At 66.1% G+C, this 25452-nt stretch carries 21 protein-coding genes; 12 read left to right on the plus strand and 9 right to left on the minus strand.

Annotation, left to right across the window (positions count from 1 at the left end; genetic code table 11):
• Positions 1-184: 184 nt before the first annotated feature.
• The gene (locus ASE83_RS14030) at positions 185-2275 is read right to left on the minus strand and encodes a RelA/SpoT family protein (RefSeq protein ID WP_055791410.1); all 2091 of its coding nucleotides are present in this window, start codon (positions 2273-2275) and stop codon (positions 185-187) included.
• A gap of 52 nt (positions 2276-2327) precedes the next feature.
• Positions 2328-2630: a CC_3452 family protein gene (locus ASE83_RS14035; protein WP_156353187.1), complete on the minus strand. Its 303-nt coding sequence runs from the start codon at positions 2628-2630 to the stop codon at positions 2328-2330.
• A gap of 133 nt (positions 2631-2763) precedes the next feature.
• Here ASE83_RS14035 and ASE83_RS14040 point away from each other — a divergent pair, with 133 nt between their 5' ends.
• Positions 2764-3234 (plus strand): winged helix-turn-helix transcriptional regulator, encoded by a 471-nt coding sequence (locus ASE83_RS14040; RefSeq protein WP_055791416.1) that lies wholly within the window; start codon positions 2764-2766, stop codon positions 3232-3234.
• A 6-nt stretch (positions 3235-3240) separates the two neighbouring features.
• Here ASE83_RS14040 and ASE83_RS14045 read toward each other — a convergent pair whose 3' ends face one another.
• The 3 genes from ASE83_RS14045 to ASE83_RS14055 all read right to left on the minus strand — a co-directional run bounded on the left by ASE83_RS14045 (position 3241) and on the right by ASE83_RS14055 (position 5346).
• Complete coding sequence (locus tag ASE83_RS14045; protein WP_082443355.1) at positions 3241-3525, minus strand: DUF2061 domain-containing protein; 285 nt, start codon at positions 3523-3525, stop codon at positions 3241-3243.
• A gap of 102 nt (positions 3526-3627) precedes the next feature.
• On the minus strand, positions 3628-4026 hold the full coding sequence (locus ASE83_RS14050; RefSeq protein WP_055791419.1) for an MAPEG family protein: 399 nt from the start codon (positions 4024-4026) through the stop codon (positions 3628-3630).
• Positions 4027-4134: 108 nt separating this feature from the next.
• Positions 4135-5346 carry an LL-diaminopimelate aminotransferase gene (locus tag ASE83_RS14055; protein ID WP_055791422.1) on the minus strand — a complete coding sequence of 404 codons (1212 nt, stop codon included), beginning with the start codon at positions 5344-5346 and terminating at the stop codon, positions 4135-4137.
• A gap of 75 nt (positions 5347-5421) precedes the next feature.
• Between ASE83_RS14055 and ASE83_RS14060 the strand changes: the two genes are divergently transcribed.
• From ASE83_RS14060 to ASE83_RS14090, 7 genes are all read left to right on the plus strand, one after another.
• Complete coding sequence (locus ASE83_RS14060; protein WP_055791423.1) at positions 5422-7161, plus strand: PHA/PHB synthase family protein; 1740 nt, start codon at positions 5422-5424, stop codon at positions 7159-7161.
• Positions 7162-7275: 114 nt separating this feature from the next.
• On the plus strand, positions 7276-8070 hold the full coding sequence (gene phaP / locus ASE83_RS14065) for a phasin family protein (RefSeq protein WP_055791426.1): 795 nt from the start codon (positions 7276-7278) through the stop codon (positions 8068-8070).
• Positions 8071-8856: 786 nt separating this feature from the next.
• Entirely contained in the window at positions 8857-9207 is a 351-nt protein-coding gene (gene clpS / locus ASE83_RS14070) for an ATP-dependent Clp protease adapter ClpS (RefSeq protein WP_055791430.1), read from the plus strand.
• A gap of 22 nt (positions 9208-9229) precedes the next feature.
• Positions 9230-9673: a hypothetical protein gene (locus ASE83_RS18625; protein WP_055899670.1), complete on the plus strand. Its 444-nt coding sequence runs from the start codon at positions 9230-9232 to the stop codon at positions 9671-9673.
• Between the two features lie 139 nt (positions 9674-9812).
• On the plus strand, positions 9813-10430 hold the full coding sequence (locus ASE83_RS14080; protein WP_055791437.1) for a DJ-1/PfpI family protein: 618 nt from the start codon (positions 9813-9815) through the stop codon (positions 10428-10430).
• Between the two features lie 51 nt (positions 10431-10481).
• Complete coding sequence (murA, locus tag ASE83_RS14085) at positions 10482-11765, plus strand: UDP-N-acetylglucosamine 1-carboxyvinyltransferase (RefSeq protein WP_055791441.1); 1284 nt, start codon at positions 10482-10484, stop codon at positions 11763-11765.
• 98 nt (positions 11766-11863) lie between these two features.
• Positions 11864-13003, plus strand: a complete 1140-nt coding sequence (locus tag ASE83_RS14090; RefSeq protein ID WP_055791443.1) for an aldose epimerase family protein — start codon at positions 11864-11866, stop codon at positions 13001-13003.
• A 146-nt stretch (positions 13004-13149) separates the two neighbouring features.
• Here ASE83_RS14090 and ASE83_RS14095 read toward each other — a convergent pair whose 3' ends face one another.
• Entirely contained in the window at positions 13150-14100 is a 951-nt protein-coding gene (locus ASE83_RS14095; RefSeq protein WP_055791446.1) for a cation diffusion facilitator family transporter, read from the minus strand.
• 479 nt (positions 14101-14579) lie between these two features.
• Here ASE83_RS14095 and ASE83_RS14100 point away from each other — a divergent pair, with 479 nt between their 5' ends.
• Complete coding sequence (locus ASE83_RS14100; protein WP_055791449.1) at positions 14580-16451, plus strand: putative bifunctional diguanylate cyclase/phosphodiesterase; 1872 nt, start codon at positions 14580-14582, stop codon at positions 16449-16451.
• Positions 16448-17584 carry a sensor histidine kinase gene (locus tag ASE83_RS14105; RefSeq protein ID WP_055791453.1) on the plus strand — a complete coding sequence of 379 codons (1137 nt, stop codon included), beginning with the start codon at positions 16448-16450 and terminating at the stop codon, positions 17582-17584. Before ASE83_RS14100 ends, ASE83_RS14105 begins: the two co-directional genes overlap by 4 nt.
• A 10-nt stretch (positions 17585-17594) precedes the next feature.
• On the opposite strand, the gene ASE83_RS14110 is transcribed toward ASE83_RS14105, so the two are convergent.
• The 3 genes from ASE83_RS14110 to cysD are packed head-to-tail and all read right to left on the minus strand — an operon-like array spanning position 17595 to position 21162.
• The gene (locus tag ASE83_RS14110; RefSeq protein WP_082443356.1) at positions 17595-18323 is read right to left on the minus strand and encodes a 3'(2'),5'-bisphosphate nucleotidase CysQ; all 729 of its coding nucleotides are present in this window, start codon (positions 18321-18323) and stop codon (positions 17595-17597) included.
• Complete coding sequence (gene cysN, locus ASE83_RS14115; protein ID WP_055791457.1) at positions 18320-20245, minus strand: sulfate adenylyltransferase subunit CysN; 1926 nt, start codon at positions 20243-20245, stop codon at positions 18320-18322. Before cysN ends, ASE83_RS14110 begins: the two co-directional genes overlap by 4 nt.
• Entirely contained in the window at positions 20245-21162 is a 918-nt protein-coding gene (cysD, locus tag ASE83_RS14120) for a sulfate adenylyltransferase subunit CysD (RefSeq protein WP_055791460.1), read from the minus strand. Before cysD ends, cysN begins: the two co-directional genes overlap by 1 nt.
• Before the next feature lie 613 nt (positions 21163-21775).
• Here cysD and ASE83_RS18250 point away from each other — a divergent pair.
• Positions 21776-22930 carry an EAL domain-containing protein gene (locus ASE83_RS18250; protein WP_235513253.1) on the plus strand — a complete coding sequence of 385 codons (1155 nt, stop codon included), beginning with the start codon at positions 21776-21778 and terminating at the stop codon, positions 22928-22930.
• 296 nt (positions 22931-23226) lie between these two features.
• Positions 23227-25416: an ATP-binding protein gene (locus ASE83_RS14130; RefSeq protein WP_055791463.1), complete on the plus strand. Its 2190-nt coding sequence runs from the start codon at positions 23227-23229 to the stop codon at positions 25414-25416.
• Positions 25417-25452 lie beyond the last annotated feature (36 nt).

The following is a 25452-nucleotide window of genomic DNA, read 5'->3' on the forward strand; positions in this document are numbered from 1 at the left end:
GATCGACTTGCTACTCGGGGTGTCGTTCCCGAGCGACGCCTCCAGCCCACCCGTCACCCCGGACTTGTCGGGGTCCACGGCGCGGCAATCGGTGCGGCGTGAGGCTCTGTCGATCGTAATCGCGGCTCGGTGGACCCCGGAATAAGTCCGGGGTGACAAAATAGAATGTGAATGTCGACCCGCCCTACATCCGTTCCGCCTTGTTCACCGCATCCGCCGCGCGCAGCCCGGCGAGCAGTTTCATCAGATGCGCGGCGTCGCGCACCTCCACGTCGATCGTGTTGGTGTGGAAGGTCGTATCGCGGTTGTCGAGCCGCAGGCCGAGGATGTTCGCCTTGTGCCCGCCGATCACGGTCGCGACCGCGCCCAGCGCACCGGGTTCGTTCTTCAGCGTGACCGCGATGCGCGCGGTCGCCCCCTCGGCATTGTCGCCCCAGGTCAGGTCGATCCAGTGGTGCGGGTCGATCGCCTCGATCTCGCGGCATCCGATCTCATGCACCTCGAACCGGCCTTCCCCGCGCCGCACGCCGATGATGCGGTCGCCCGGCACCGGGTGGCAGCAGGGGGCGAGGTCGTAGCCGACCCCGGCGGTCAGCCCCTTGATCTCGATCGGCGCGCGCTGCGCCGGGATCGGCTCGGCCTTCGGATCGGCGATGGCGCCGGGCATGACCGCCTCCATCACCGCTTCCTCGGTCAGCTTGCCGCGCGCCAGCCCTTCGAACAGCGTCGCCTCGTCGGCGATCTTCAGCCGCTTCAGCCCTTCGCCCAGCGCGTCGCTGCCCGGCGGCACCGGCAGGCGGGCGATGAGTTCCTGATAAAGCTTGGCGCCCAGCGCCACCGTCTCTTCGCGTTCGCGCAGGCGGATGTAGCGGCGGATCGCAGCGCGAGCCTTGCCTGTGATCGCGAAATTGAGCCAATTCGCCTGCGGCCGCTGCGCTTTCGAGCGCAAAATCTGCACCTGATCGCCGTTCTTCAGCTCGGTGCGTAGCGGTACGACGCCGCCATTGACCTTCGCCCCCACCGCCTGGTCGCCCAGATCGGTATGCACCGCATAGGCGAAGTCGATCGGCGTCGCGCCCTTGGGCAGCTGGTGCAGTTCGCCCTTCGGCGTGAAGGCGAAGATGCGGTCGGCATACATCGCCATGCGGGTATGTTCGAGCAGCTCCTCGGGGCTTTCCGCATTGTCGAGGATTTCGACGAGGTCGCGAATCCAGCGGACCTGCGTATCGGGGCGCACCGCATCCTGCTTGTAGGCCCAGTGCGCCGCCAGCCCGAATTCGGCCTGTGCGTGCATCTCGCGCGTGCGGATCTGCACCTCGATCCGCATGTTCTCGGCGTGGATGACGGCGGTGTGGAGCGAACGGTATCCGTTGCGCTTGGGCGTCGAGATATAGTCCTTGAACCGCCCCGGCACCATCGGCCAGCGGCGATGGATGATGCCCAGCGCGCGGTAGCATTCCTCCTCGCTGTCGACGATCGCGCGAAAGGCGATGATGTCGCTGAGCTGTTCCAGCGTGACATGCCGTTCCGACATCTTGCGCCAGATCGAATAGGGATGCTTGCGCCGGCCCGATACCTCGGCGGTGATGCCGTGGCGATCGAGCATCGCCTTCAGGTCGCCGCCGATCTTGGTGACGCGGTCGCCCCCGCCGGCCTCGAGCTGTTCGAGGCGCAGCGTGATCGATTCATACGCCTCGGGTTCGATCTCGCGAAATGCCAGCGTCTGCATCTCGTTCATGAACTCGTACATGCCGATCCGCTCGGCGAGCGGGGCATAGATGTCCATCGTCTCGCGCGCGATCCGCTTGCGCTTGTCGGGCTTCGAGATGTGATGGAGCGTGCGCATGTTGTGCAGCCGGTCGGCCAGCTTCACCAGCAGCACGCGGATGTCATCCGACATCGCCAGCAGGAACTTGCGCAGGTTTTCGGCGGCGCGCTCGTTCTCGGTCTGCGCCTCGATCTTGCTGAGCTTCGTCACGCCCTCGACCAGCCGTGCGACATTTTCGCCGAACTTGGCCTGGATTTCCTCATGCGTGGCGACGGTATCCTCGACCGTGTCGTGCAGGATCGCGGTCGCGATCGTCTCGTCGTCGAGGTGCAGGTCGGTCAGGATGCCGGCCACCTCGATCGGGTGGCTGAAATAGGGGTCGCCGGATGCGCGCTTCTGGCTGCCATGCGCGTGCATCGAAAAGACATAGGCGCGGTTCAGCAGCGCCTCGTCCGCGTCGGGATCATAGGCCTTGACCCGCTCCACCAATTCATACTGCCGCAGCATGGTATCTTGATGGAGCGGGGCGGTAGGCCAATGCAACCGTTTTTAACCGGCCTTACGCACTCTTGGCGCGGGTGTTGCATTTGGCGAGCTGCTCGGCGGCAAAGGCCTCGCCATTGGCGGTGAAGGCGGTGAGGGTACCCAGCTCCTTCGCCGCGAGCTGGCACATGGTCAGCGGGCTGCCCTCGGTCCGGTTGGTGACGCAGCGATCGGCGGCGCATTTCCACGGCGTGCTGCGGGTCATCATGGCGGCGATGGTGGGGGCAGTGGCCGGCACCGCGCTGTACCCGCGCGCCGGCTGTGCGGCAGCGCCGAAGGGCAGGGCAAGGGCGGCGGCCAGCAGAGCCAGGGTCTTCATGATGCACGTCTCCAGCGATTCGTTGGCATCGCAGCTAATATACACTGGTGTAAGTTGCAAATGAATATCTTTGCTGCGATTGCGAGATCACAGCTATTTCCTTTCGACACGGGGTTGCGCTAGACCGGAGGCAATGACGACGACCCTGCGAGAACCGCTGCGCGAACTGGCCAACCGATGCAGCCTTCCGGCCGCGCTGGAGGCGATGGGCGAACGCTGGTCGTTCCTGATCCTGCGCGGATCGTTCAATGGCCTGTGCCATTTCGAGGAATTCCAGTCGGAACTGGGCATCGCGCGCAACATCCTCGCCAACCGGCTGTCGCGGCTGGTCGGGCACGGCATTCTCGAACGGCGTACGGTGGCCGAGGATCGGCGGAAGATCGAATATCGCCTGACCGAGAAGGGCAGGGCATTGCTGCCGACGATGGTGGCGCTGCGCCAATGGGGCGAGCGGTGGGAAACCTGTGTCGCGGCGACGCCGATCCTGGTCGATGCGCGCGACCGCCGGCCGATCGCCACCGTCGCGGTGCACAGCCATGACGGCCGAGTCCTCGACAAGAGCGACCTGCTCTGGGCGCTGGAAGCGGACGTCGTGCGCGACTGACCGGCGTCAGCCGGTCGCCGTCGCGGTGGCAGGTACGGGTTCGGCGACCGGCGCGGTTTCTGCCGCGGCGTCGGGGCGATGGCCCCACCGGACCAGCGACCAGGCGCGTTCGTGGAAATAGAATAGCAGGATCTTGGTAATGACCTCGGTCCCCGCGATCGCCCCGGCAAGCCTGGCGGACCCGGAAAAGAACAGGCCCAGCACGAAGGTGTCGATCGATCCGACGGTGCGCCACGACACGGCCTTCACGAAACTGCGCGGGTGGCTCTCAAGACCTTGGAACAGGAACATGGCGACGACTCCGCCCGCGCGGGATGCCGGGCGCCATGACGTGCGACACCGCCGCGCCGGTGCGTAGCGAGGAAAATCTGGGGCTGCGCAAGCAACACTTTGTCACAATAGCCGGATCAGCATCAGCAACAGGCCAACCATCGATACGCCCCATACGAGGCTGCGCAGATAGGGCACCCCGAACAGATAGAGCGGGTGATAGACGATGCGCGCGGCGAACCACAGCAGTGCGCCGGTCGCGCCCAGCCCGCCGGTCCTGCCGCTGACGGCCAGCGCCAGCGCCAGCGCGATGAACGCGGGATAGGTTTCCTTGAAATTGTCGAGCGCGCGCTGGGCACGGCCGGACAGTGCCCCCTTGGGATGCTGGTCGCCGTCGCGCGGGCCGGCATTCCACCCGACGCCCAGTTCGCGCGTGGCCAGTTGCCCTTGCAGCAGGATCGCCACGACCAGCAGCACGACCGACCAGCCGAGCAGGGTGAGTTCGAGGGGAAGGTCGGTCATGGGCAGGCTCCGTCGGGGGGCGGGCGGTAAAGTGCCGGGCAGACCGGACGGTTCCGCCCCTCTCGCTTCGTCATTCCCGCCCGTGCGGGAATGACGATCATTGGCGGATCAGCCCGCGTTCCGCCCGGCCGGCGTATTGACCCCCATCGACTGGAGATATTTCTTCACGTTGCGCGCCGCCTGGCGCAGTCGCTGTTCGTTCTCGACCATGGCGATGCGGACATAGCCCTCGCCATTCTCGCCGTAGCCGACGCCAGGGGCGACCGCGACCTTCGCCTCGGTCAGCAACTGCTTCGAAAACTCCAGCGATCCGAGATGCGCGAGCGCCGGGGGCAGCGGCGCCCAGGCGAACATCGACGCGCGGGGGCTGGGAATGTCCCACCCGGCGCGCCCGAAGCTCTCGACCAGCACGTCGCGGCGCTTGTGATAGAGTTGGCGGTTCTTCTCGACGATGTCCTGCGGGCCGTTGAGCGCGGCGCACGCCGCCGCCTGGATCGGGGTGAAGGCACCGTAATCGAGATAGGATTTCACCCGCGTCATCGCCGCGATCAGCTTCTTGTTGCCGACGCCGAAGCCCATGCGCCATCCGGCCATCGAATAGGTCTTGCTGAGCGACGTGAACTCGATCGCGACGTCCTTCGCCCCCTTCACCTGCAGGATCGAGGGCGTCGGGCAGCCGTCATAATATAGCTCGGAATAGGCGAGGTCGGAGATGATCCACAGGCCATGTTCCTTCGCGAATGCCACGACGCGTTCGTAGAAGGCGAGATCGACCACTTCGGCGGTCGGGTTCGACGGATATCCCATCACCAGCACGCTGGGGCGCGGCACGGTGAATGCCATCGCGCGTTCGAGGCTTTCGAAATAATGTTCATCGGGCGTCGTCGGCACCGCGCGGATCGTCGCGCCGGCGATGATGAAGCCGAACATATGGATCGGATAGCTGGGATTGGGCGCGAGGATCACGTCCCCCGGCGCGGTGATCGCGGTCGCCAGGCTGGCCAGCCCCTCCTTCGACCCCATCGTCACCACGACCTCGGTTTCGGGATCGATGTCGACGCCGAAGCGGCGGCCGTAATAATTCGCCTGCGCTTTGCGCAGCCCGGGAATCCCACGCGACTGCGAATAGCCGTGCGCCGATGGCTTGCGCGCCACCTCGACCAGCTTTTCGATGACGTGATCCGGCGGCGGCAGGTCGGGATTGCCCATGCCCAGATCGATAATGTCCTCGCCCCCCGCTCGCGCCGCCGCCCGCATCGCATTGACTTCGGCGATGACATAGGGGGGCAGGCGCTTCATGCGGTAGAATTCGTCAGACATTCTCGTTCCTTTCCGGGCCGTCCTTACGCTAGGAAGCAACTAACGGGTAGGCCCGCCTGCCCATGGGAGAAGAAAATGACCGCCGAGTCGAATGCGCCGTCCGCCGCGCGCCTGTCCGCGCCGATGTCGCTGGAAGATTTGCAGCACTGGACGCAGATGCTGGGCCGGGCGCAGCAGATGATGCTGGAGCAGGGTATCGACCTGCTGGAGCGGACGCCGGCGATCCCCGATCCCACCGGCATCCTGAAGGCGCAGAGCGACTTCTGGACCGATACGATGAAGCTGTGGCAGCGCTTCCTCGATCCGGCGGGTGCCGCCCCGGCCGACGAGTCGCCCGAGCGCGCCCGCGACAAACGGTTCAAGGCCAGGCAATGGCATGACGACCCGCTGTTTGCGTTCATCCGCCAGAGCTATTTCCTGGTCGCCGACCATATGCTGAAAAGCGTCGATGCGCTGGATGGCGTGGAACCCAAGCAGAAGGAACAGCTTCGTTTCGCCACGCGCGGATTGATCGACGCGATGAGCCCGACCAATTTCCCCACCACCAATCCGCTGGTGGTCGAAAAGATCATCGAGACGCGCGGCGAAAACCTGCTCAAGGGCTTGCAGAACATGCTGGCCGACATGGCCAAGGGGCAGATGACGCAGAGCGATACCAGCGCGTTCGAGCTGGGCCGCAACGTCGCGACCACGCCGGGCAAGGTCGTGAAGCGCACGCCGCTCTACGAACTGATCCACTATGCCCCGACGACCGAGACGGTGGGCGCGATCCCGCTGCTGATCTTTCCGCCGTGGATCAACCGCTTCTACATCCTCGACCTGACACCGGAGAAGAGCTTCATCCGCTGGGCGGTGGAGCAGGGGCTGAGCGTGTTCGTCGTGTCGTGGAAGTCGGCGGATGCGTCGATGAAGGACGTGACGTGGGACGATTATGTCGTGCGCGGACAGGTCGATGCGATCGATACGGTGCGCGAGCTGCTGGGCGTCGAATCGGTCCATACCATCGGCTACTGCGTGGCCGGCACGACACTGGCTGCGACGCTGGCGCTGCTGGCGGCGCGGGGGGAAGCGGCGAAGGTCGCCACCGCCACCTTCTTCACCGCGCAGGTCGACTTTGCCGATGCCGGCGAATTGTCGCTGTTCGTCGATGATGAACAGCTCAAGATGATCCGGCAGGTCGGCAAGGACGGCTATCTCGACGGTCGGTACATGGCCGCCACGTTCAACCTGTTGCGCGGGCGCGACCTGATCTGGAATTACGTCACCAACAACTATCTGCTGGGCAACGACTATGCGCCGTTCGACCTGCTGCACTGGAACGCTGACGTCACCAACCTGCCGGCGAACTGGCATCTGGGTTATCTGACCGACCTGTACCGCGATAACCGGCTGGTGCAGGCCGGGTCGATGACCGTTGACGGTGTGCCGATCGACCTCTCCACCGTGAAAACCCCTGCTTATATCCAGGCGGGGCGCGAGGACCATATCGCGCCGCCCGAAAGCGTGTGGAAGGTGACCGAACATTTCGCCGGGCCGCTGCGCTTCGTCCTTGCCGGGTCGGGGCATATCGCGGGCGTGGTGAACCCGCCTTCGGCCGGCAAATATCAATATTGGACCAACGACGCGCCGGCCGACTCGCTGGCCGCGTTCGTCGCGGGTGCTGCCGAAACCAAGGGCAGCTGGTGGCCGGACTGGCGCCGGTGGATCGCCGTGGCCGATGGCGCGACCGTTCCGGCAACCGGCGCGCGCGTGCCGGGTAGCGGCGACGCGCCGGCGCTGTGCGACGCACCAGGCGAGTATGTCCGAACACGCTAAGTACCGGTAAAAACGCGCAGCATATTTATGTTGCGCTGCACAAAATCCGTCTTGAAACGGTCACGGACTTTCGCTATTTGGTGCGTCGCAGCAGCAAGAGATGGAGAAGTCCGAGTGGCTACGAGAGGTCCGAAGACCGGCGCGCGCAAGCCCGCCAGTTCCCGTTCCACCCGCCCGGTCGCGACCGCTCCGGTGGAGGCTGCCGTGTCGGCGCCGGCCGCGCCGGTCGTCGAACCGGTAAAGGCGGATGTACCGCCGGTGCCGTTCGTCGCCGAGCCAAAGGCTGGCCCAAGCGAATTGCCCTTCAAGGTTGAACTACCCGCCGTCGATCCCGCGCCCGTCGCGGAACCGGTGGCCAAGGCGGCGGAAGCCGTAGTCGAAACCGCGCACAACGCGGTCGAGGAAACCACCGCGGCGGTCGACACCGTGACCGCGCAAGTCGAGGAAAAGACCATGGACGTCACCAACGAAGCGACCGCCACCACCCAGAACGCCGCCAACAAGGCGCAGGCGATGATGGCCGACATGAACGAGAAGGCCAAGGCCGCCATGGAAAAGGGCGCCAAGGGCTTCGAGGAAATGAACGAGATGGCCAAGGGCAACATCGAAGCGATGGTCGAAGCCAGCCGCATCGCCGCCAAGGGCCTCGAATCGCTGGGCCAGGAAATGGCCGAATATGGCCGCAAGTCGTTCGAACACGCGACCACGACCGCCAAGACGCTGGCGTCGGTCAAGTCGCCGACCGAATTCATGAAGCTCCAGTCGGATTTCGTGCGTCAGTCGTTCGACTCGTTCGTCGCCGAAGCGTCGAAGACCACCGAAATGATGATCAAGCTGGCCGGCGACGCCGCGCAGCCGATCAGCAGCCGCGTCGCGGTTGCCGCCGACAAGGTAAAGACCGTCGCATAAGCGACCGGTTCAGCCGAACGGACAGGGGGCGGTCGCGCAAGCGGCCGCCCCTTTCGTTGGTGGGCCGTTGCGCTGCCCGGCCGATCGCCATTCCGGTCCCGCAGCCGGACGGGGTCCGATCCATCGACCCTGAGCCGCAGATCTTCCCGGCGAAGGCTGGGGCCAATCGACTTCACCGGTCTATCGTCGCCCCGGACGTGTTCTGGGGTCCGCCGAGCCGCAATCGCGCTCGCTAGAGTTTGATCCACCTCGTTTGCACCATGCGTCATCCCAGCGAAGGCTGGGATCTTCCGGTTGCAGCGCGCAGCAGGAGCCGCTGGAGACCCCAACCTTCGCTGGGGTGACGTTTCCACATAGATGGATCAAACTCTAGGGCAGATCGACCAATCGATTCGCTGCACGCAGGGCTTCGTCCCATTACCGTCGTCACTCCCCAGCAGGCGGGCGTCGGCAGCTATCGGATTCCTGCCTGCGCGGGAAAGAAGAGCAGCATTCGCCAGCGCTGCGACGAGCTTGACAGCGAAAAGGTACCGCATGTTCGCGCGGAGGACGCAGCGGAGCCGAATGGGACGCGCAAGAGCCTACTTCCTTTCGTCCCGAGAAGAAAGGACCCGCGCCGCCTCGGGCGGGACATCTCCGCGCCCTCCGCGCCTCCGCGCGAACACCCGATCATTTTTCTTCGAAGTGGGTAAGCAGGGGCGCTGCATTGCAATGCGACGGCTACCCAAGCGTTAACCTCGACGCCCCCTTGCCCTACTGCCCGGCAATGCCATATTTTGGGGCGACATGTCTCGACAGCCCTGCATCCCGACGGCCGGTGACGACCGCGACCATGACGACGACCACGCGACCGGCCTCGGCGTCGCCACCCAGACTCGCGTCAAGAAGCCGACGCCCTATCGCGTCCTGATGCTCAACGACGACTATACGCCGATGGAGTTCGTCGTGCTGTGCTTGCAACGCTTCTTCCGCATGAACATGGAGGAGGCGACGCGGGTGATGCTGCACGTCCACCAGCGCGGCGTCGGCGTCTGCGGCGTTTTCACCTATGAGGTGGCCGAGACGAAGGTCGCGCAGGTGATGGACTTCGCCCGCCAGAATCAGCACCCGCTGCAATGCACGCTGGAGAAGGCGTGAGGTGAAGCGCGGCGCGGCTTCTATGTGCGCGCTGCCACTGCTCCTGACCGCCTGCCAGCCCGATCCGCCGGACGATCCGGCAAGGCTCGCCGTGTTCGACACTGCCCCGCCACCGCCGGCACCCCCTGTCGATCCGCGCAGTCTGACGGCGATGACGCCCGCCGACATCCGGCGGGTCGCGATGTCCTGCCTGCAATCACCGCCTTACATGCCTGATGGCGGCCCAATGTGCCTGCGCCCCGACGGCAGCTGGATCGTCTATAGCGGCTGGGGCAATCCGCAGGGCCGCTACACGATCGTCGGCAATGAAGTCCGGGTGGAGGGAGGGATCGCTCGCGATGTGCAGCGGCTGGCCTTCTACCGCAGCGCCGATGGCCGCACCTACATGCGTGACCTCGGCTCACCCGAAGGACGGGCCTTCCCGTTCGAACCGTATAGCGAGGCGGATTTTCTGAACGGTCGCTGATCCCCAAATCCTCCCCGGCACGGGGAGGGGGACCGGCCGCAGGCTGGTGGAGGGGGCGGGCGGCATACCGAACGGATGCAGGGGCGGCGCGTCCGGCCGCCGATTGCACATCCGTCCGCACGCTCTACGATCGTTCCCCATGCAGATCGCGGTCCTCACCTTCGACGGGTTCAACGAACTCGATTCGTTCATCGCGGCGGGCATCCTCAACCGGATGCGGCCGCAGGGCTGGAACGCGTGGATCACGTCGCCCACTGAAGAGGTGACGTCGATGAACGGCGTGACCGTCCGCCGCCAGCGCCCGATCGCCTTCGCGCAAGAGGCGGATGCGGTGCTGATCGGCAGCGGTATCGCCACGCGGGAGATCGCGACCGATGCTGCGCTGCTGGCGCAACTCGCGCTCGACCCGGCGCGCCAGCTGATCGGCGCGCAATGTTCGGGCACGTTGCTGCTGGCAAAGCTGGGTCTGATCGGCGACCTGCCCGCCTGCACCGACCTGACGACGAAGCCGTGGGTGGTCGAGGCCGGGGTCGACGTGATCGATGCGCCGTTCGTGGCGCATGGCAATGTCGCGACCGCCGGCGGCTGCATGGCCTCGCAATATCTGGCCGCATGGATGATCGCGCGCGGTGCCTCGCTCGCCGACGCGGAGGCGGCGGTCCATTATGTCGCGCCGGTCGGTGAAAAGGTGACCTATGTCGACCGCGCGCTGGGCGTGATCGCACCGTTCGTCGCGGCGCAGGCGGTAGCGGCCTGATCGCGGCGGCGCCCCCTTGCGCGCGTGTCGCTACACACTAGAAGCTGCTCCATGGATCGTATCGTCATTCGCGGCGGCAATCGCCTGTCGGGCCGCATCGTCATTTCCGGGGCCAAGAACGCGGCACTGACGCTGCTGCCTTGCGCGCTGCTGACCGAAGAACCGCTGACGCTGCGCAATCTGCCGCGCCTGGCGGATGTCGACAGCTTCGGCCATCTGCTCAACCAGTTCGGCGTGTCGACCACGATCGAGGGTTCGCACCCCAGCGAGTTCGGCCGGGTGATGACCATGCGCGGGCAGCGGCTGACCTCGACCATTGCTCCTTATGACATCGTGCGCAAGATGCGCGCCTCGATCCTGGTGCTGGGGCCGCTGGTCGCGCGCGCCGGTGAGGCGACGGTGTCGCTGCCCGGCGGCTGCGCGATCGGCAACCGCCCGATCGACCTCCACCTGAAGGCGCTCGAAGCACTGGGTGCCGAGATCGAACTGGCGGCGGGCTATGTGAAGGCGACGGCACCGGGCGGACGCCTGCCCGGCGGGCGCTACCGCTTCCCGGTGGTGTCGGTCGGCGCGACCGAGAATGCGGTGATGGCGGCGGTGCTGGCCAAGGGCACCAGCGTCCTCGAAAACGCGGCGCGCGAACCGGAAATCGTCGACCTGTGCCGCTGCCTCGTCGCGATGGGCGCGGTGATCGACGGCATCGGCAGCGATACGCTGACCATCGAGGGCCGCGACCGGCTGCATGGCGCGACCTATGCCGTCATGCCCGACCGGATCGAGGCGGGCAGCTATGCCTGTGCCGCCGCGATCACCGGGGGGGCGGTCGAACTGGCGAACGTCGTGCCCGGCGACATGCGCGCGACCATCGACGCGCTGGTCGAAGCGGGCGTCGCGGTGCGTGAGGAAGCGACGTCGCTGTTCGTCGAGGCAAGTGGCCCGATCCGCCCGGTCAACCTGTCGACCGCGCCCTATCCGGGCTTCGCGACCGACATGCAGGCGCAGTTCATGGCGCTGCTGACCCGCGCCGACGGGGCCAGCGTCCTGACCGAGACGATCTTCGAGAACCGCTACATGCACGTCCCCGAACTGGCGCGGATGGGGGCGGACATCACCGTCACCGGCCGGTCGGCGGTGGTGCGCGGCGTCGCCGGGCTGATCGGCGCGCCGGTGATGGCGACCGACCTGCGCGCGTCGATGAGCCTCATCATCGCCGGGCTGGCGGCGGAGGGGGAGACGTCGGTCAGCCGCGTCTATCACCTCGATCGCGGCTATGAACGGCTGGAGGAAAAGCTGCAGGCGGTAGGCGCCGACATCGAACGGCTGGGCGACGGCTGACGCACCACGCTTGAACTGGCGCTTATTGTCGGACTATATCGTCCCCGACGGATCGGACGCGGCACGATAGGCCCGCCGGTCGCTTTGGGAGGGTGACGATGAAACGGGCAATCTGGGCCGGCACGATGGTCGCGGCGCTGGCGCTGTGCGCAGGCGAAGCCGGTGCGGCGACGGCCAAACGGTTCAGCTTCGGCAAGCTGCCCGACGGGACGGCGGTCGAGGCAGTAACGCTGACCGGCAGCAACGGCGTCAGCGCGCGGATCATGACGCTGGGCGCCACGCTCCAGGCGTTCAACGCGCCCGATCGCAATGGCAAGGTCGCCGACGTGACGCTCGGCTATGACGATGCCGCCAGCTATATCACCGCGCCCAATTACTGGGGGCAGACGATCGGCCGCTATGCCAACCGCATCGCCGGCGGCACGTTCACGCTGGATGGGAAAGCGTATCAGCTGACCCGGAACGACAAGGCCAACTCGCTGCACGGCGGCACGGTCGGTTTCGACAAGCGGGTGTGGCGGATCGTGTCGGTCAAGAATGGCCCGATTGCCTCGGTCACGCTGGCGCTGAACAGCCCGAGTGGGGATCAGGGCTATCCCGGCACCCTCGACGTCACCGTCACCTACGCGCTGGACGATAAGGGCGCGCTGACGATCGATTTCGATGCGAAGAGCGATGCGCCGACCATCGTCAACCTGACCAACCACGCGCTGTTCGACATGGGCGGGGAAGGAAGCACGATCGGGACGATGAATCATCGCCTGACCATCCCCGCCAGCCGGTACACGCCGGTCAACGCCGCGCTGATCCCGACCGGGGAGCGTCGCGCGGTGAAGGGCACGGTGTTCGACTTCACCCGTGGCCGGATCGTCGGGCAGGATGTGCGCGACGGCCGCGATGCGCAGATCGTTGCCGGACGGGGGTACGACCATAATTTCGTCCTCGACGCCGGCATCACCCGCGAACCGAAGCTGGCCGCCCGGCTGGAGGACCCCGCCTCGGGCCGGGTGCTGGAGGTGCTGACGACCGAACCGGGCGTGCAATTCTACTCGGGCAATTTCCTCGACGGGACGCTGGTGGGCAAGCAGGGCCATGTGTACCGCATGGGCGACGGCATCGCGCTGGAACCACAGAAATTCCCTGACACGCCCAACCAGCCGGCGTTCGGATCGGCACGGGTCGAGCCGGGCAAGCCGTACCATCACCGCATGGTCTACCGCGTGTCGGTGGCGCGGTAATCGGACGAAGTGCGTTGTCATTCCCGCGCAGGCGGGAATCCATAGACACTAACGGTTCGAATCCATCAGCGACGATGGCGTATATGGATCCCCGCCTGCGTGGGGATGACGGTCACGGTGGTGGGGGTGGGTTCGCTTCTCCGCCCTCAATGCGCGTGCACCATCGCGCAATCGTCGCCCGTCTCGATCTGCACCGTCGCATGGCCGATACCGAAGTCGCGCTGCAACCGCTCGCCCAGCGCGGACAGGAACGCATCCCCCGGATGGCCGCCGGGCATCACCAGATGCGCGGTGAGCGCGGTTTCGGTGGTGCTCATCGGCCAGATATGCAGGTCGTGGACACGCACGACGCCCGGCTGGCTGGCAAGCACCGCCTCGACCGCCTGCGTATCGATCCCGCGCGGCACCGCCTGTAGCGCCAGCAGCAGCGATTCGCTGAGCAGCCCCCACGTCCCGATCAGGATGATCGCGACGACGATCAGGCTGACCAGCGGGTCGATCCACGTCGCGCCGGTCCACAGGATCACCAGCCCCGCGACGACCACCCCCGCCGACACGGCGGCATCGGCCGCCATGTGGAGATAGGCGCCCCGGACATTCACGTCGCCATGGCGCCCGCGCGCGAACAACAGGGCGGTGGCCAGGTTGACGACGATCCCCGCCAGCGCGACCCACACCACCGGCCAGCCGTCGATCGCGCGCGGGCTGCCCAGCCGCTGGATCGTCTCCAGCAGGATGGCGCCCACCGCCATCAACAGCACCAGTGCATTGGCGAGCGCCGCGAGGATGGTCGACGCGCCCAGCCCATAGGTGAAGCGCGGCGTCGCCGGGCGCTTGGCCAGTTCCATGCCGCCCCATGCGATCAACAGGCCCAGCACGTCGGACAGATTATGCCCGGCATCGGCCAGCAGCGCGACCGAATCGAACCAGAAGCCGGCGCCCCCTTCGACGATGACGAAGCCGATGTTCAGCAGCGTCCCGATCGCAAAGGCCCGGCCGAAATCGGTCGGCATGTGATGATGCCCGCCCGGCCCGTGCGCGTGACCATGTCCGTAATCGTGGTTGCCATGCCCATGGCCGGAATGCTGTGCGCCCATGCGCGCCTTCTGGCATCGTGCCGCCCCGCTGACCAGACGCGATGCTCTCCGTCGGATCGATCGCGACGCTTCTCTTGTCGTCACCCCGGAACCAGCGCGGACGCGACATTCAGCCAATCCGAAGGTGATCGATGAGCGACGTACGATCCCTTCGTCACCCCCGACTTGTTCGAGACCTCTGTGAAGGTGCCGAACAGAGCCAACGCCTCGCCGTACCCCGGCGAAGGCCGGGGTCCACGGCGCGGCAATCGCGATTGCGGCTCTGTGGACCCCGGAACAAGTCCGGGGTGACGAAATAGAATATGAATGTCGACCGGAACCAGTCCGGGTTGACGAAGCAAGGCAGCACGCATCCCACCGACCGTTCCCCCGCCGAGCTTGGCGGTCCGGCATATGAAACGGGATCGAAACGGCCCGTCGCGCGCTGACCCGGCAATTCCAGCGACCTTCGTCGCCAGCCGGGCAAGTTTGCAGACGTTATGGAACCCGATGATCCCGTGGCACGCATCCTGATCGTCGACGACGATCCCGTGGTGCATGACTCCTACCGCATGTCGTTCGCCCCGGCGGACGACGCGGCGGCGCTGGCCGATCTTGCCGCGCAGCTGTTCGACGATGTGACGCCGGGCAATGCGAAACCGCTGCGGCTGACGCTGGATCATGTGCACCAGGGCGGCGAGGCGGTCGCGGCGGTCGAGCGGGCGGTGCGGGCCGATCGCCGCTTCGCCGTCGCCTTCATCGACGTGCGGATGCCACCGGGCATCGACGGGCGCGAAACCGGGCGGCGTATCCGGGCGATCGACCCCGACGTGCAGATCGTGATCGTGACCGGCTATTCCGATTTCTCCCCGGCGCAGATCGCCCATGTCGCCGGCCCTCCCGACCGGCTGTTCTACATCGCCAAGCCCTTCACCGCCGACGAAGTGGTGCAGACCGCGACCGCGCTGTCGCATCGCTGGCTGGCGGATCGCGCGCTGGCCCGTACCCGCGCGGCGCTGGCCACCAAGATCGAGGAGCTGGAGGAACAGGCGCGCGAACTGGCAGCGAACGAGAGCAAGGCGATCCGCCTCGCCAATCGCGATTCGCTGACCGGTGCGCCCAACCGGCTGGCGTTCCTGCGCATCCTGTCCGAACAGGCGCGCCGGACGGACAGTTTCGCGATGGCGATGATCGATCTCGACCGGTTCAAGCTCATCAACGACACGCTGGGCCATCTGGTCGGGGACGAACTGATCCGTACCATCTGCGCGATCCTGATCGATCAGGTCGGCGAGGACGGGTTCGTCGCGCGGCTGGGCGGGGACGAGTTCGGCGTGTTGCTCCGCGCGGACAATGCCGATGAAGCGGTGCTGCGCTGCGAACGGCTGGTGCTGGCCTGTTCGGCGGATCTGCAGGTGTTCGGCCATCCGATCCATGGCGCGGCGTCGATCGGCGTGGTGATGGTGGCCGGGGACGGGGGGCGCGACCCGGTCGACGTCATGCGTCGCGCCGACCTTGCGCTGAACGAGGCGAAGCGGTCGGGTCGCGGCGTCGTGCGGCTGTTCGACGACAGCATGGACGAAACGATCCGCTTTCGCCGCCGCGTCGAACAGGGGCTGACACAGGCGATCGCGAACCGGGAACTGGCGCTGCTCTATCAGCCGATCGTGGCGCAGGACACGCTGGCGGTCGTCGGGTTCGAAGGGCTGTTGCGCTGGAACAGCCCCGATCACGGCGCGATCGGTCCGGCGACGTTCGTCCCCATCGCCGAGGAATCGAACCTGATTCATGACCTCGGCGAATGGGTACTCGATGCCGCGCTGGCGATGCTGCCCGCATGGCCGGGGCAGTATGTCTCGGTCAATTTTTCGCCGCGCCAGTTCCGGCGACAGAATTTCGTCGGGCATCTGGTGGAAAAGGTGCAGCGGGCCGGCGTCGCCCCCGACCGGTTGCAGATCGAGATTACCGAAACCGCGATCTTCGACGATGCCGAACGCGCCGCCGATACGCTGTACCGGCTGCGGCAGATGGGCTTTCGCATCGCGCTGGACGATTTCGGGACCGGCTATTCCTCGCTTTACAACATCCGCAAGTTCGCGCTCGACTGCCTGAAGATCGATCGCAGCTTCATCGACGGCATGGGGCGCGAGCGCGAAAGCGCGGCGATCGTCCATTCGATCATCCACCTCGCCCGCGCCCTGCGGTTGCAGGTGATCGCCGAGGGGGTGGAAACCGAACATCAGTTGCAGGCGCTGCGACTGGCGGGCTGTTCGCATCTTCAGGGCTATTATTTCGCGCGGCCCGTCGACGGCGCGACCGCGACCGCCATGGCACGTGGCGGAATGATGCGGGAGCGGATGGCGACGGAATGACCGTACGCGACGCCCGGTCGATCGGCGCCGTGCTGCTCCGGCGACTGGCGCTGGTCGGAGGGGTCGCTATCGTGCTGTCGGCGACGGTGCTGGCGGTTCTTGCGGGCACGGCCGTCGCGATGTGGAGCATGGCGGCCGGCATCGTGCTTCTCCTGCTGCTGCTGGCGACCCTGCGGCACGCCGTTGCGCGGTGGGTGACCGACCCGCTGCACCGGATCAGGCAGGCGCTGTCGGCGATGGAAGAAGCGGACACCGCTGCCCCGTCGATGCCGGCCGAGATACGGTCGCTGTCGCGCCATCTGGTGCAGGTGCGGCGGCAGTTGCAGGAGCAGGCGGGCCAGCGTGAACTACGCTCCTTTCGGCTGGGACGGACGGAGAGCCGCGCGGCGCTGGTGCACAATGCCCGCAACGCCTTGTCGCCGATCAGCGCGATCCTGTCGCACGGCCTTGCCCAGCCGCCGGTCGCCGAACGCGCGATGATCGAACGGGCGGTGGCCGAACTGGCGGGGCAGGACGCATCGCCCGACCGCCGGGAAAAGCTCCTCGCCTATATCCTGGCCGCCATCGACGCGGCGGCGCGAGCGCGGGCGGACCGGCTGGCGCAGTTCGAAACCGGGCGGGCGGCGCTGGACAATGTGCTCGACATCATCGGCGGACCGCAGGAGGCGGGCGGAGAGGCGCCGATGCTCGACCGGTGCGACGTGACCGACCTGATCGCGCGCAACGGCGCGATCGCGCGCTATGGCGACACGCGATCGATCGCGGTGTCCTTTCCGGCGTCGCCCTGCTGGGTCCGCGCCGATCGGGTGATCCTGAGCCAGGTGATCGGCAACCTGTTCCGCAATGCCGCCGAAGCCATCGCGGCGCGAGGCGACGGCGACGGGCAGGTCATCGTGACGATCGCCGACGGGCCGGCGGTAAGCGTGACGATCCTCGACGACGGCGAGGGGTTCGATCCGGTCGATGCGCCGATGCTGTTCCAGCGCGGCTATTCGACCCGCAAGGCCAAGTCCGGCGGGCTGGGACTGCACTGGTGCGCGAACTGGATGGCGGCGATGGGCGGCAGCCTGCGGCTGGAAAGCGAAGGGCCGGGGCTGGGCGCACGTGCGATCCTGACGCTGCCGGCCGGGTAGGGGGGCGGCGTCAGGTTCCGATCAGCGGCAGGATCCGCGCCGCATCGGCCGGGCGACAGATCAGCAGGTCGGGCAGCCAGGTATCGTGGCAATTATAATAAAGCGGCGTCCCGTCGATCCGCGACGCGTGCAGCCCGGCGGCGAGCGCCACCGCGACCGGTGCGCAACTGTCCCATTCATATTGTCCGCCGGCGTGGAGGTAGATGTCGGCCTCGCCGCGCACCACCGCCATCGCCTTCGCGCCCGCCGATCCCATCGGGATAAGCTCGGCACCGATCGCCTCCGCCACCGCCAGCGCTTGGGGCGCGGGGCGGGTGCGGCTGACGACCATGCGCGGCCGGGGCGGGGCGGGGGGCACGATCGGCGCGGGGCTGCTCGACAGCACGATGCCCAGCGCCGGCAGCGCGACCGCGCCCGCCGCCGCCCGACCGCCGACCGCCAGCGCGATGTGCACTGCCCAGTCGTCCCGCCCCTCCGCATATTCGCGCGTGCCGTCGAGCGGATCGACGATCCACGTCTGCGACGCCGCGCAGCGTGCCTTGTCGTCGGCGGATTCCTCCGACAGCACGAACGCATCGGGCCGGGCGGTGCGCAGCCGTTCGAGGATCAGCGCATTGGCCTGCGCGTCGGCACGGTCGCCCAATGCCTTGCCGGTCTCGCGCCCCTCGGCCCGGATCGCCAGCAACAGCTTGCCCGCTTCAGCGGCGATGGCGGTCGCCAGCAGCGCGTCGTCGGTCACAGCGTGGGCGCCCAGATGCCCAGCACATGTTCGACGATGCGTTCGGCGGCTGCCTCTGGCGTCTCGCGCGTGGTGTCGACATGGATGTCGGGGCGGAGCGGCGGTTCGTACGGGCTGTCGATGCCGGTGAAATTGGCAAGGCCGCCGCTGCGCGCCTTGGCATAAAGGCCCTTCACGTCGCGCGCTTCGGCCACGGCCAGCGGCGTGTCGACGAACACCTCGACGAACTCGCCCTCGGGCAGCATCGATCGCGCAAGGTCGCGCTCGGCACGGAAGGGGGAGATGAACGCGGTCAGCACGATCAGTCCGGCATCGGCCATCAGCCTGGCGACCTCGCCCACCCGGCGGACATTCTCGACCCGGTCGGCATCGGTGAAGCCCAGGTCGCGGTTCAGGCCGTGGCGGACATTGTCGCCGTCGAGCAGGAAGCTGTGCTTGCCCAGCGCGTGCAGCTTCTTTTCGACCAGATTGGCGATGGTCGACTTGCCCGATCCCGACAGGCCGGTGAACCACAGGACGCGCGGCGACTGGTTCTTTTGGGCGGCGTGCGCCTCGCGGGTGATGTCGATCGACTGCCAATGGACGTTCTGGCTGCGGCGCAGGCAATAGTCGATCATGCCGGCGGCGACGGTGGCGTTAGTGATCTTGTCGATCAGGATGAACCCGCCCAGGTCGCGACTTTCGGCATAGGGTTCGAACGCGATGCCGCGATCGGTGAACACGTCCGCCACGCCGATGTCGTTGAGCTGCAGCGTCTTGACCGACAGCTCGGCCAGCGTGTTGACATCGATCGCATGGCGCGGCGGCTGGATCGTCGCCGACACCGTGCCCGACCCGGTCTTCAGCCAATAGGCGCGACCGGGCAGCAGCGGTTCGCCGTCCATCCACACGATCGTCGAGCGGAACTGGTCGGCGACCTGCGGCGGAGCGTCCGCCGCCGCGATCACGTCGCCGCGCGAACAGTCGATCTCGTCGGTGAGCGTGATCGTCACCGATTGGCCCGCGACCGCGCGGGGCAGGTCGCCGTCCATGCTGACGATGCGCGCGACATGGCTGGTCTTGCCCGACGGCAGCACCCGCACCGCATCGCCCGGCCGCACCGTCCCGCTGGCGATCAGTCCGGCGAACCCGCGAAAGTCGAGGGTCGGACGATTGACCCATTGCACCGGCAGGCGGAACGCGCGGCCGGCGGCAGCCTCACTGTCCAGTTCGACCGATTCCAGATGCTCGATCAGCGCCGGACCGGCATACCATGGCGTGTTGGTCGACGGTGCGGTGGCGATATTGTCGCCCTTGAACCCCGACAGGGGGATCGCGGTAAAGCCGGCAATGCCGATCGATTCGGCAAATGCGGCATAGTCGGCGACGATGCGGTCGAACACGCCCTGGTCATAGCCGACCAGATCCATCTTGTTCACCGCCAGCACGATGTGGCGGATGCCGATCAGGTGCGCCAGATAGCTGTGCCGCCGCGTCTGGGTCAGCACGCCCTTGCGCGCGTCGATCAGGATCACCGCCAGGTCGGCGGTGGACGCGCCGGTCACCATGTTGCGGGTATATTGTTCGTGGCCGGGCGTATCGGCGACGATGAACTTGCGCTTTTCGGTCGCGAAGAAGCGATAGGCGACGTCGATGGTGATGCCCTGTTCGCGTTCGGCGGCGAGGCCGTCGACCAGCAGGGCGAAGTCGATCTCCTGCCCCTGTGTGCCGACTCGTTTCGAATCGCTTTCCAGCGCGGCGAGCTGATCCTCGAAGATCATCTTCGAATCATAGAGCAGCCGGCCGATCAGCGTCGACTTGCCGTCGTCCACCGACCCGCAAGTGATGAAGCGCAGCAGGGATTTCGACTGGTGCTGCGCGAGATAGGCGTCAATGTCGTCGGCGATCAGCGCGTCGGGGGTATAGGCGGGGGCGTTCGTCATCAGAAATACCCCTCCTGCTTCTTCTTCTCCATGCTGGCCGAGCCTGCATCACGGTCGATCGCGCGGCCCTGCCGTTCGGAGGTGGTGGTCAGCAGCATTTCCTGAATCACTTCGCTCAATGTCGCCGCCTCGCTCTCGACCGCGCCGGTCAGCGGGTAGCAGCCGAGCGTGCGGAAACGGATCGACCGCTCGACCGGGACTTCGCCGGGTGCCAGCGGGAAACGATCGTCATCGACCATCAGCAACATGCCGTCGCGCTCCACGGTCGGGCGGGGGGCGGCGAAATAGAGCGGGACGATCTCGATCTTCTCCGCGAGGATATATTGCCAGATGTCGAGCTCGGTCCAGTTCGACAAGGGGAAGATGCGGATCGATTCGCCCTTCGCCTTGCGCGCATTGTAGAGGTGCCACAGCTCGGGCCGCTGTGCCTTTGGGTCCCAGCGGTGGTTGGCCGAGCGGAACGAGAAGACGCGCTCCTTGGCACGGCTCTTCTCCTCGTCGCGCCGCGCACCGCCGAACGCCGCGTCGAAGCCATGATGGTCCAGCGCCTGCTTCAACCCCTCGGTCTTCCACAGGTCGGTGTGCAGGCTGCCATGGTCGAACGGGTTGATGCCACGGGCGATCGCGTCGGGATTGCGATGGACCAGCAGCTCCATCCCCGCATCGCGCGCCGCCTTGTCGCGCAGATCGTACATCGCGCGGAATTTCCACGTCGTATCGACATGCAGCAACGGGAAGGGCGGCGGCGCGGGATAGAAGGCCTTCTTGGCAAGGTGCAGCATCACCGCCGAATCCTTGCCGACCGAATAGAGCATGACCGGGCGTTCGGCCTCGGCCACGACTTCGCGCAGGATGTGGATGCTCTCCGCCTCCAGCCGCTGGAGATGGGTCAGGCGATCGGTGGGGATGTCGGTCATTATGGGATCGCAGGTAGCGATCCGGGTCCATCCACCAAAACAACGTTTCCTGCAGCGCGCGGCAGTTCAGCTATCGTGTCGAGTGGCGGGAGCAGGGGCGGACGATAGCGGCCGTCCGTAATCGGGGGATGGGCGAATAAAAAGCGCCTGGACCTTCCCGGCGAGCCGGGCCGACCCAGGCGCCGGTTCCGTTCAGATCGGACGCAGATCGTCGCCGTAGTGATCTCGGAACAGAGCGAAAAACGCCTGCATTTTCTTTCTCCCAGTTACGCCGAAGCGCTCACAACTATTAACGCAAAATTAACCTAAAGCCAAACCGGAATCGCGCCGACTCTGCGTGGGATTCCGGTCACCGATGTTAACCAAAGCTTTCCAGTTCGGAGGGTAGTCCGGGCGGGTCATGCGTCGCGCCACATCGGATCAATTCCCGCTTGTAAGAGCCAGGAATCGCCCACGATCCCAGCGTGGGGCGCCGATTCGCGATCTGTCCGCTGCGGCGATCGATCTGACGCAGCTCCCCCGCGATCTCTCGCTCTACCGCTTTCTCCTGTTGGCGGAGCTGGAAGACTTCGTCGCGCTTCGCCGGAGCGTAGGCGTACCGCGCGCCCGGTTGGTGATCGCGGACGTCGTGGCGCGCCTGATGACGGCGCTGCCGATGATTCGCGCCGCGTCATCCGGACAGATGGCGATGGAGTTGTCGTTCGACTGCGACTCGTCTGCCGACGGGGTTGCGATCGTTGAGCAGGTGCGGGCGCTCATGTCCGAGCCGTTCGATCTCGACGGCGAAACCCATCGCCTGTCGTTGCGAATCGGGGGTGTCGGAGCGCCAACGCTGGATGCCGACGACGTTCAACTGGTCGAGGCGGCCGAGCAAGCACTGATCGATGCGCGCGAAATCCGCAGCGACGTCATCCGCGACCTTGCCAACCCGTCGGCAGGTGACGATCCGATCCAGCTGATGCGCGAATTGCCCGACGCGATCGCGAGCGGACAAATCTTCCTGCAATATCAGCCCAAGGTTCGCGTGCGGCAGCAGCAGGTGGTCAGCGCCGAGGCCCTGGTGCGCTGGCGCCACCCGGTGCGCGGGCTGATCCTGCCGGGCATGTTCATTGAGGCGGCAGAGCGTTCCAATGCCATCGGTCCCCTGACGCTATGGATCATCGAACGCGCGATCGCCGATCAGCGCGCGATGGCTGCACAGCGCCATGACATTCCGATCTTCATCAATATTTCCGGAATTCTGCTGTCCGATGCGGGGTTCGTCCGGGATGCGTGCGCGCTGGTGAGTGCCGGCGGTGCAAAGATCGGGTTCGAGATCACCGAAACCGCCGTCATTCGCGATCCGGAAAGCGCCATCGCCAACCTGCGCATCTTCGCCGGTATCGGCGTGCCGCTGGCCATCGACGATTACGGCGCGGGACTCTCGTCGCTTGCCTATCTCAAGCGCCTGCCCGCCACCGAACTCAAGATCGACAAGCTGTTCGTGACCCAGTTGACCAGCAGCAACCGCGATCCGTTGATCGTCCGCTCGACCATCGATCTCGCGCACGCCCTCGACATGGAGGTCACGGCGGAAGGGGTGGAAACGCCGGCCGCGCTCGCGCTGCTGGGGGTGATGGGCTGCGACATGGTGCAGGGATTCCTCATCAGCCGCCCGATTGAGTTCGGTGCCTTTCTGACGTTTCTGTCCGAAGAACGCCACGTCGCGGCGATGGCTGGTCCGCGCTTCTCGTTCCGCCGCAACGAGGGTCAGTGGAGGGCTGGGTGATGGTCCGCCGCCAATCGCTGACCGTCAATGGCGAAGGTTGCGACAGGTCTGGTCGAGTGCGTCGTATTTTCTTCGCCATACTGATCCTGCCGCTCTCGATTTCCGTAGCGACAGCCCAAGGCACGGATCAGGTTCTAGAGCAGCGTTACGACGCTGTGCGCAGCCGGCTGGTTGCCGAACCGGAGCGTGGTCTGCGGGAGAGTGAGGCGCTGGAGCGGGAGGCGGTAGCGCGCGAAGGGAGTGGTTCGCGTCTGGCGGCCGCAAGTATCTGGCTTCAGGCAGAGGCCTATTCCAGAATGGGCGACGCTGCCAACGCGCGGCGCGAAATCGCTCTCGCTTTGAACATTGTTGAAAAAATCCGACCGCGGGTCGCGCTCGAAGGCGATATTCTCCGGACTCGTGGCGATGTTGCTTCGGATGGCGGCGGAGTTGCGCTGGCATTGGCGGACTATCAGGCCGCCTATCGCATCTATCGCGAAACCGGCGATCGTCGAGGCCAGGCCATGGCCTTGTTGAGTATTGGCGCACTGTATCGGCAAGGTGCAGATTTCGAAGCGGCCCTGCGCTACTATGATCAGGCGATCGACGCCTATGCCGCCGATCCTTTGCTGCTGGTCTCGCTCCTGAACAATCGCGGTAACGTCCTGACCGAAATGGGCCGATATGAAGGCGCTCTGGTGGATTTTCGGCGGGCATTGGGGCTAGTGCGCCGGATCGAAAATCCGACATTCGAGGCACGCATTTTCGGCAATATCGCCCGCGCTTATCACGGTGCGGGACAGCCAAGATCGGCTTGGCAGGCCGTCGTTCGGGGCATGGCGATCGCGCGGAGGGCGGATTCGCCTTCGACGGTAAGTCAGTTGCAGGCGCTGGCTGCCAGGATCGCGATCGATCGCGGCGACACTTCCCTGGCCGTAACATTGGTGGATGCTGCATTCGCCGGTGTCGACCTGACGAAGACGCCGCTCACTGCACGCGACAATCACCGCAATGCGTACGGTGTCTACGCCGCCGCGGGCGAGACCGAGAAGGCGCTGAAGCATCTTGAAGCGCTCGACCGATTGAATGCGCAGGCGACGCAACTGACCACCTCCACCAAGACCGCGCTGATGTCGGCGCGGTTCGATTTCCAGAATCAGGAGTTGCGCATCGCGCGGCTGAAGCAGGAGGAACTGCGCCGCAACGTCGCGTTCGAACGGGCAAGCGCGCGGTTTCAGCGCATCCTGTTCGGGAGCATCGCGGCGGCGGTGGCGGTGCTCATCGCGCTGCTGGTCTTCGGCGTCGTCACGCTTCGCCGCAGCCGCAATGCCATCCGGCTCGCCAACGTCGATCTGGCGGCGACCAATGCCGCGCTGGAGAAGGCGCTGAAGGCGAAGGGCGATTTCCTCGCCACGACCAGTCATGAAATCCGCACGCCACTCAACGGCATTCTCGGCATGGCGCAGGTCATGCTGTGCGACGAACGGCTGGCACCCGAGATGCGCGACCGGCTGGACATCATCCACGATGCCGGCGTCACGATGCGCTCGCTGGTCGACGATATTCTCGACGTGGCCAAGATGCAGTCGGGCAAGCTGACGGTCGAACGGGTGCCGACCGACCTGATCGCGACCGTCGAGGACCTGGCGCGGTTGTGGCGGCGTCAGGCCGAGGATCGCGGGCTGGGCTTCGTCCTTGATCTGGGCGACGTTCCGCGGTGGGTGGAGGGGGATCCGGTCCGGTTGCGGCAGATCATGTTCAACCTGCTGTCGAACGCGTTGAAGTTCACCCAGTCGGGCGAGATCGCGATGCGGGTGGCCGCGAACGGCGATCGGCTGACGATGGCGGTGGCCGATACCGGCATCGGCATCGCGCCCGACCGGCTGGAGGACGTGTTCGAATCGTTCCAGCAGGCCGACAACAGCACGACCCGCCGATTCGGCGGCACCGGCCTTGGCCTGACCATCTGTCGCAATCTGGCGCGGGCGATGGGGGGCGACATCACCGTCCACAGCGTTCCGGGCGAAGGCGCGACGTTCCTGCTCGACCTGCCGCTGGTGCCGGTCGTGCCCGAATCGGGCGATGCGTGTCCGGGCGATGCGGTTCCGGCCGAAACGCTGGTGATCCTGGAGCGCAATCCGATCGCGCGTGGCATGATGCGGACGTCATTCGCCAGCCATGTCGGCGACACCGCGTTCGTCGACGATGCCGGCGCACTTCGCGAGCGATTGTCGGACGTCGCTACCAAGGCGGTGCTGGTCGACATGGCATCGCTGTCCGCCGGGTCGAGCGACCCGGCAAGCGACCTGTCCGACCTCGCCCGGATCGCCGCCACGCGTAATTTGCGAATGGTCGTCATGGCGCGGGCGAACGATGAAATCCCGATCAATCCGCAGACGGTTACATTGCTGCAAAAACCTGTTTCGGCTACGCAACTAATCGACGCGCTATTTGTCGTATCATCACAAGGCGCGCCTGCGGTTCCCCTTGTACCGAACGCCGCATAGCGCGATAGCGGATTGCCATATGAACAGCGTCATATC

The organism is Sphingomonas sp. Leaf32 (assembly GCF_001421765.1).
GTDB lineage: Bacteria > Pseudomonadota > Alphaproteobacteria > Sphingomonadales > Sphingomonadaceae > Sphingomonas.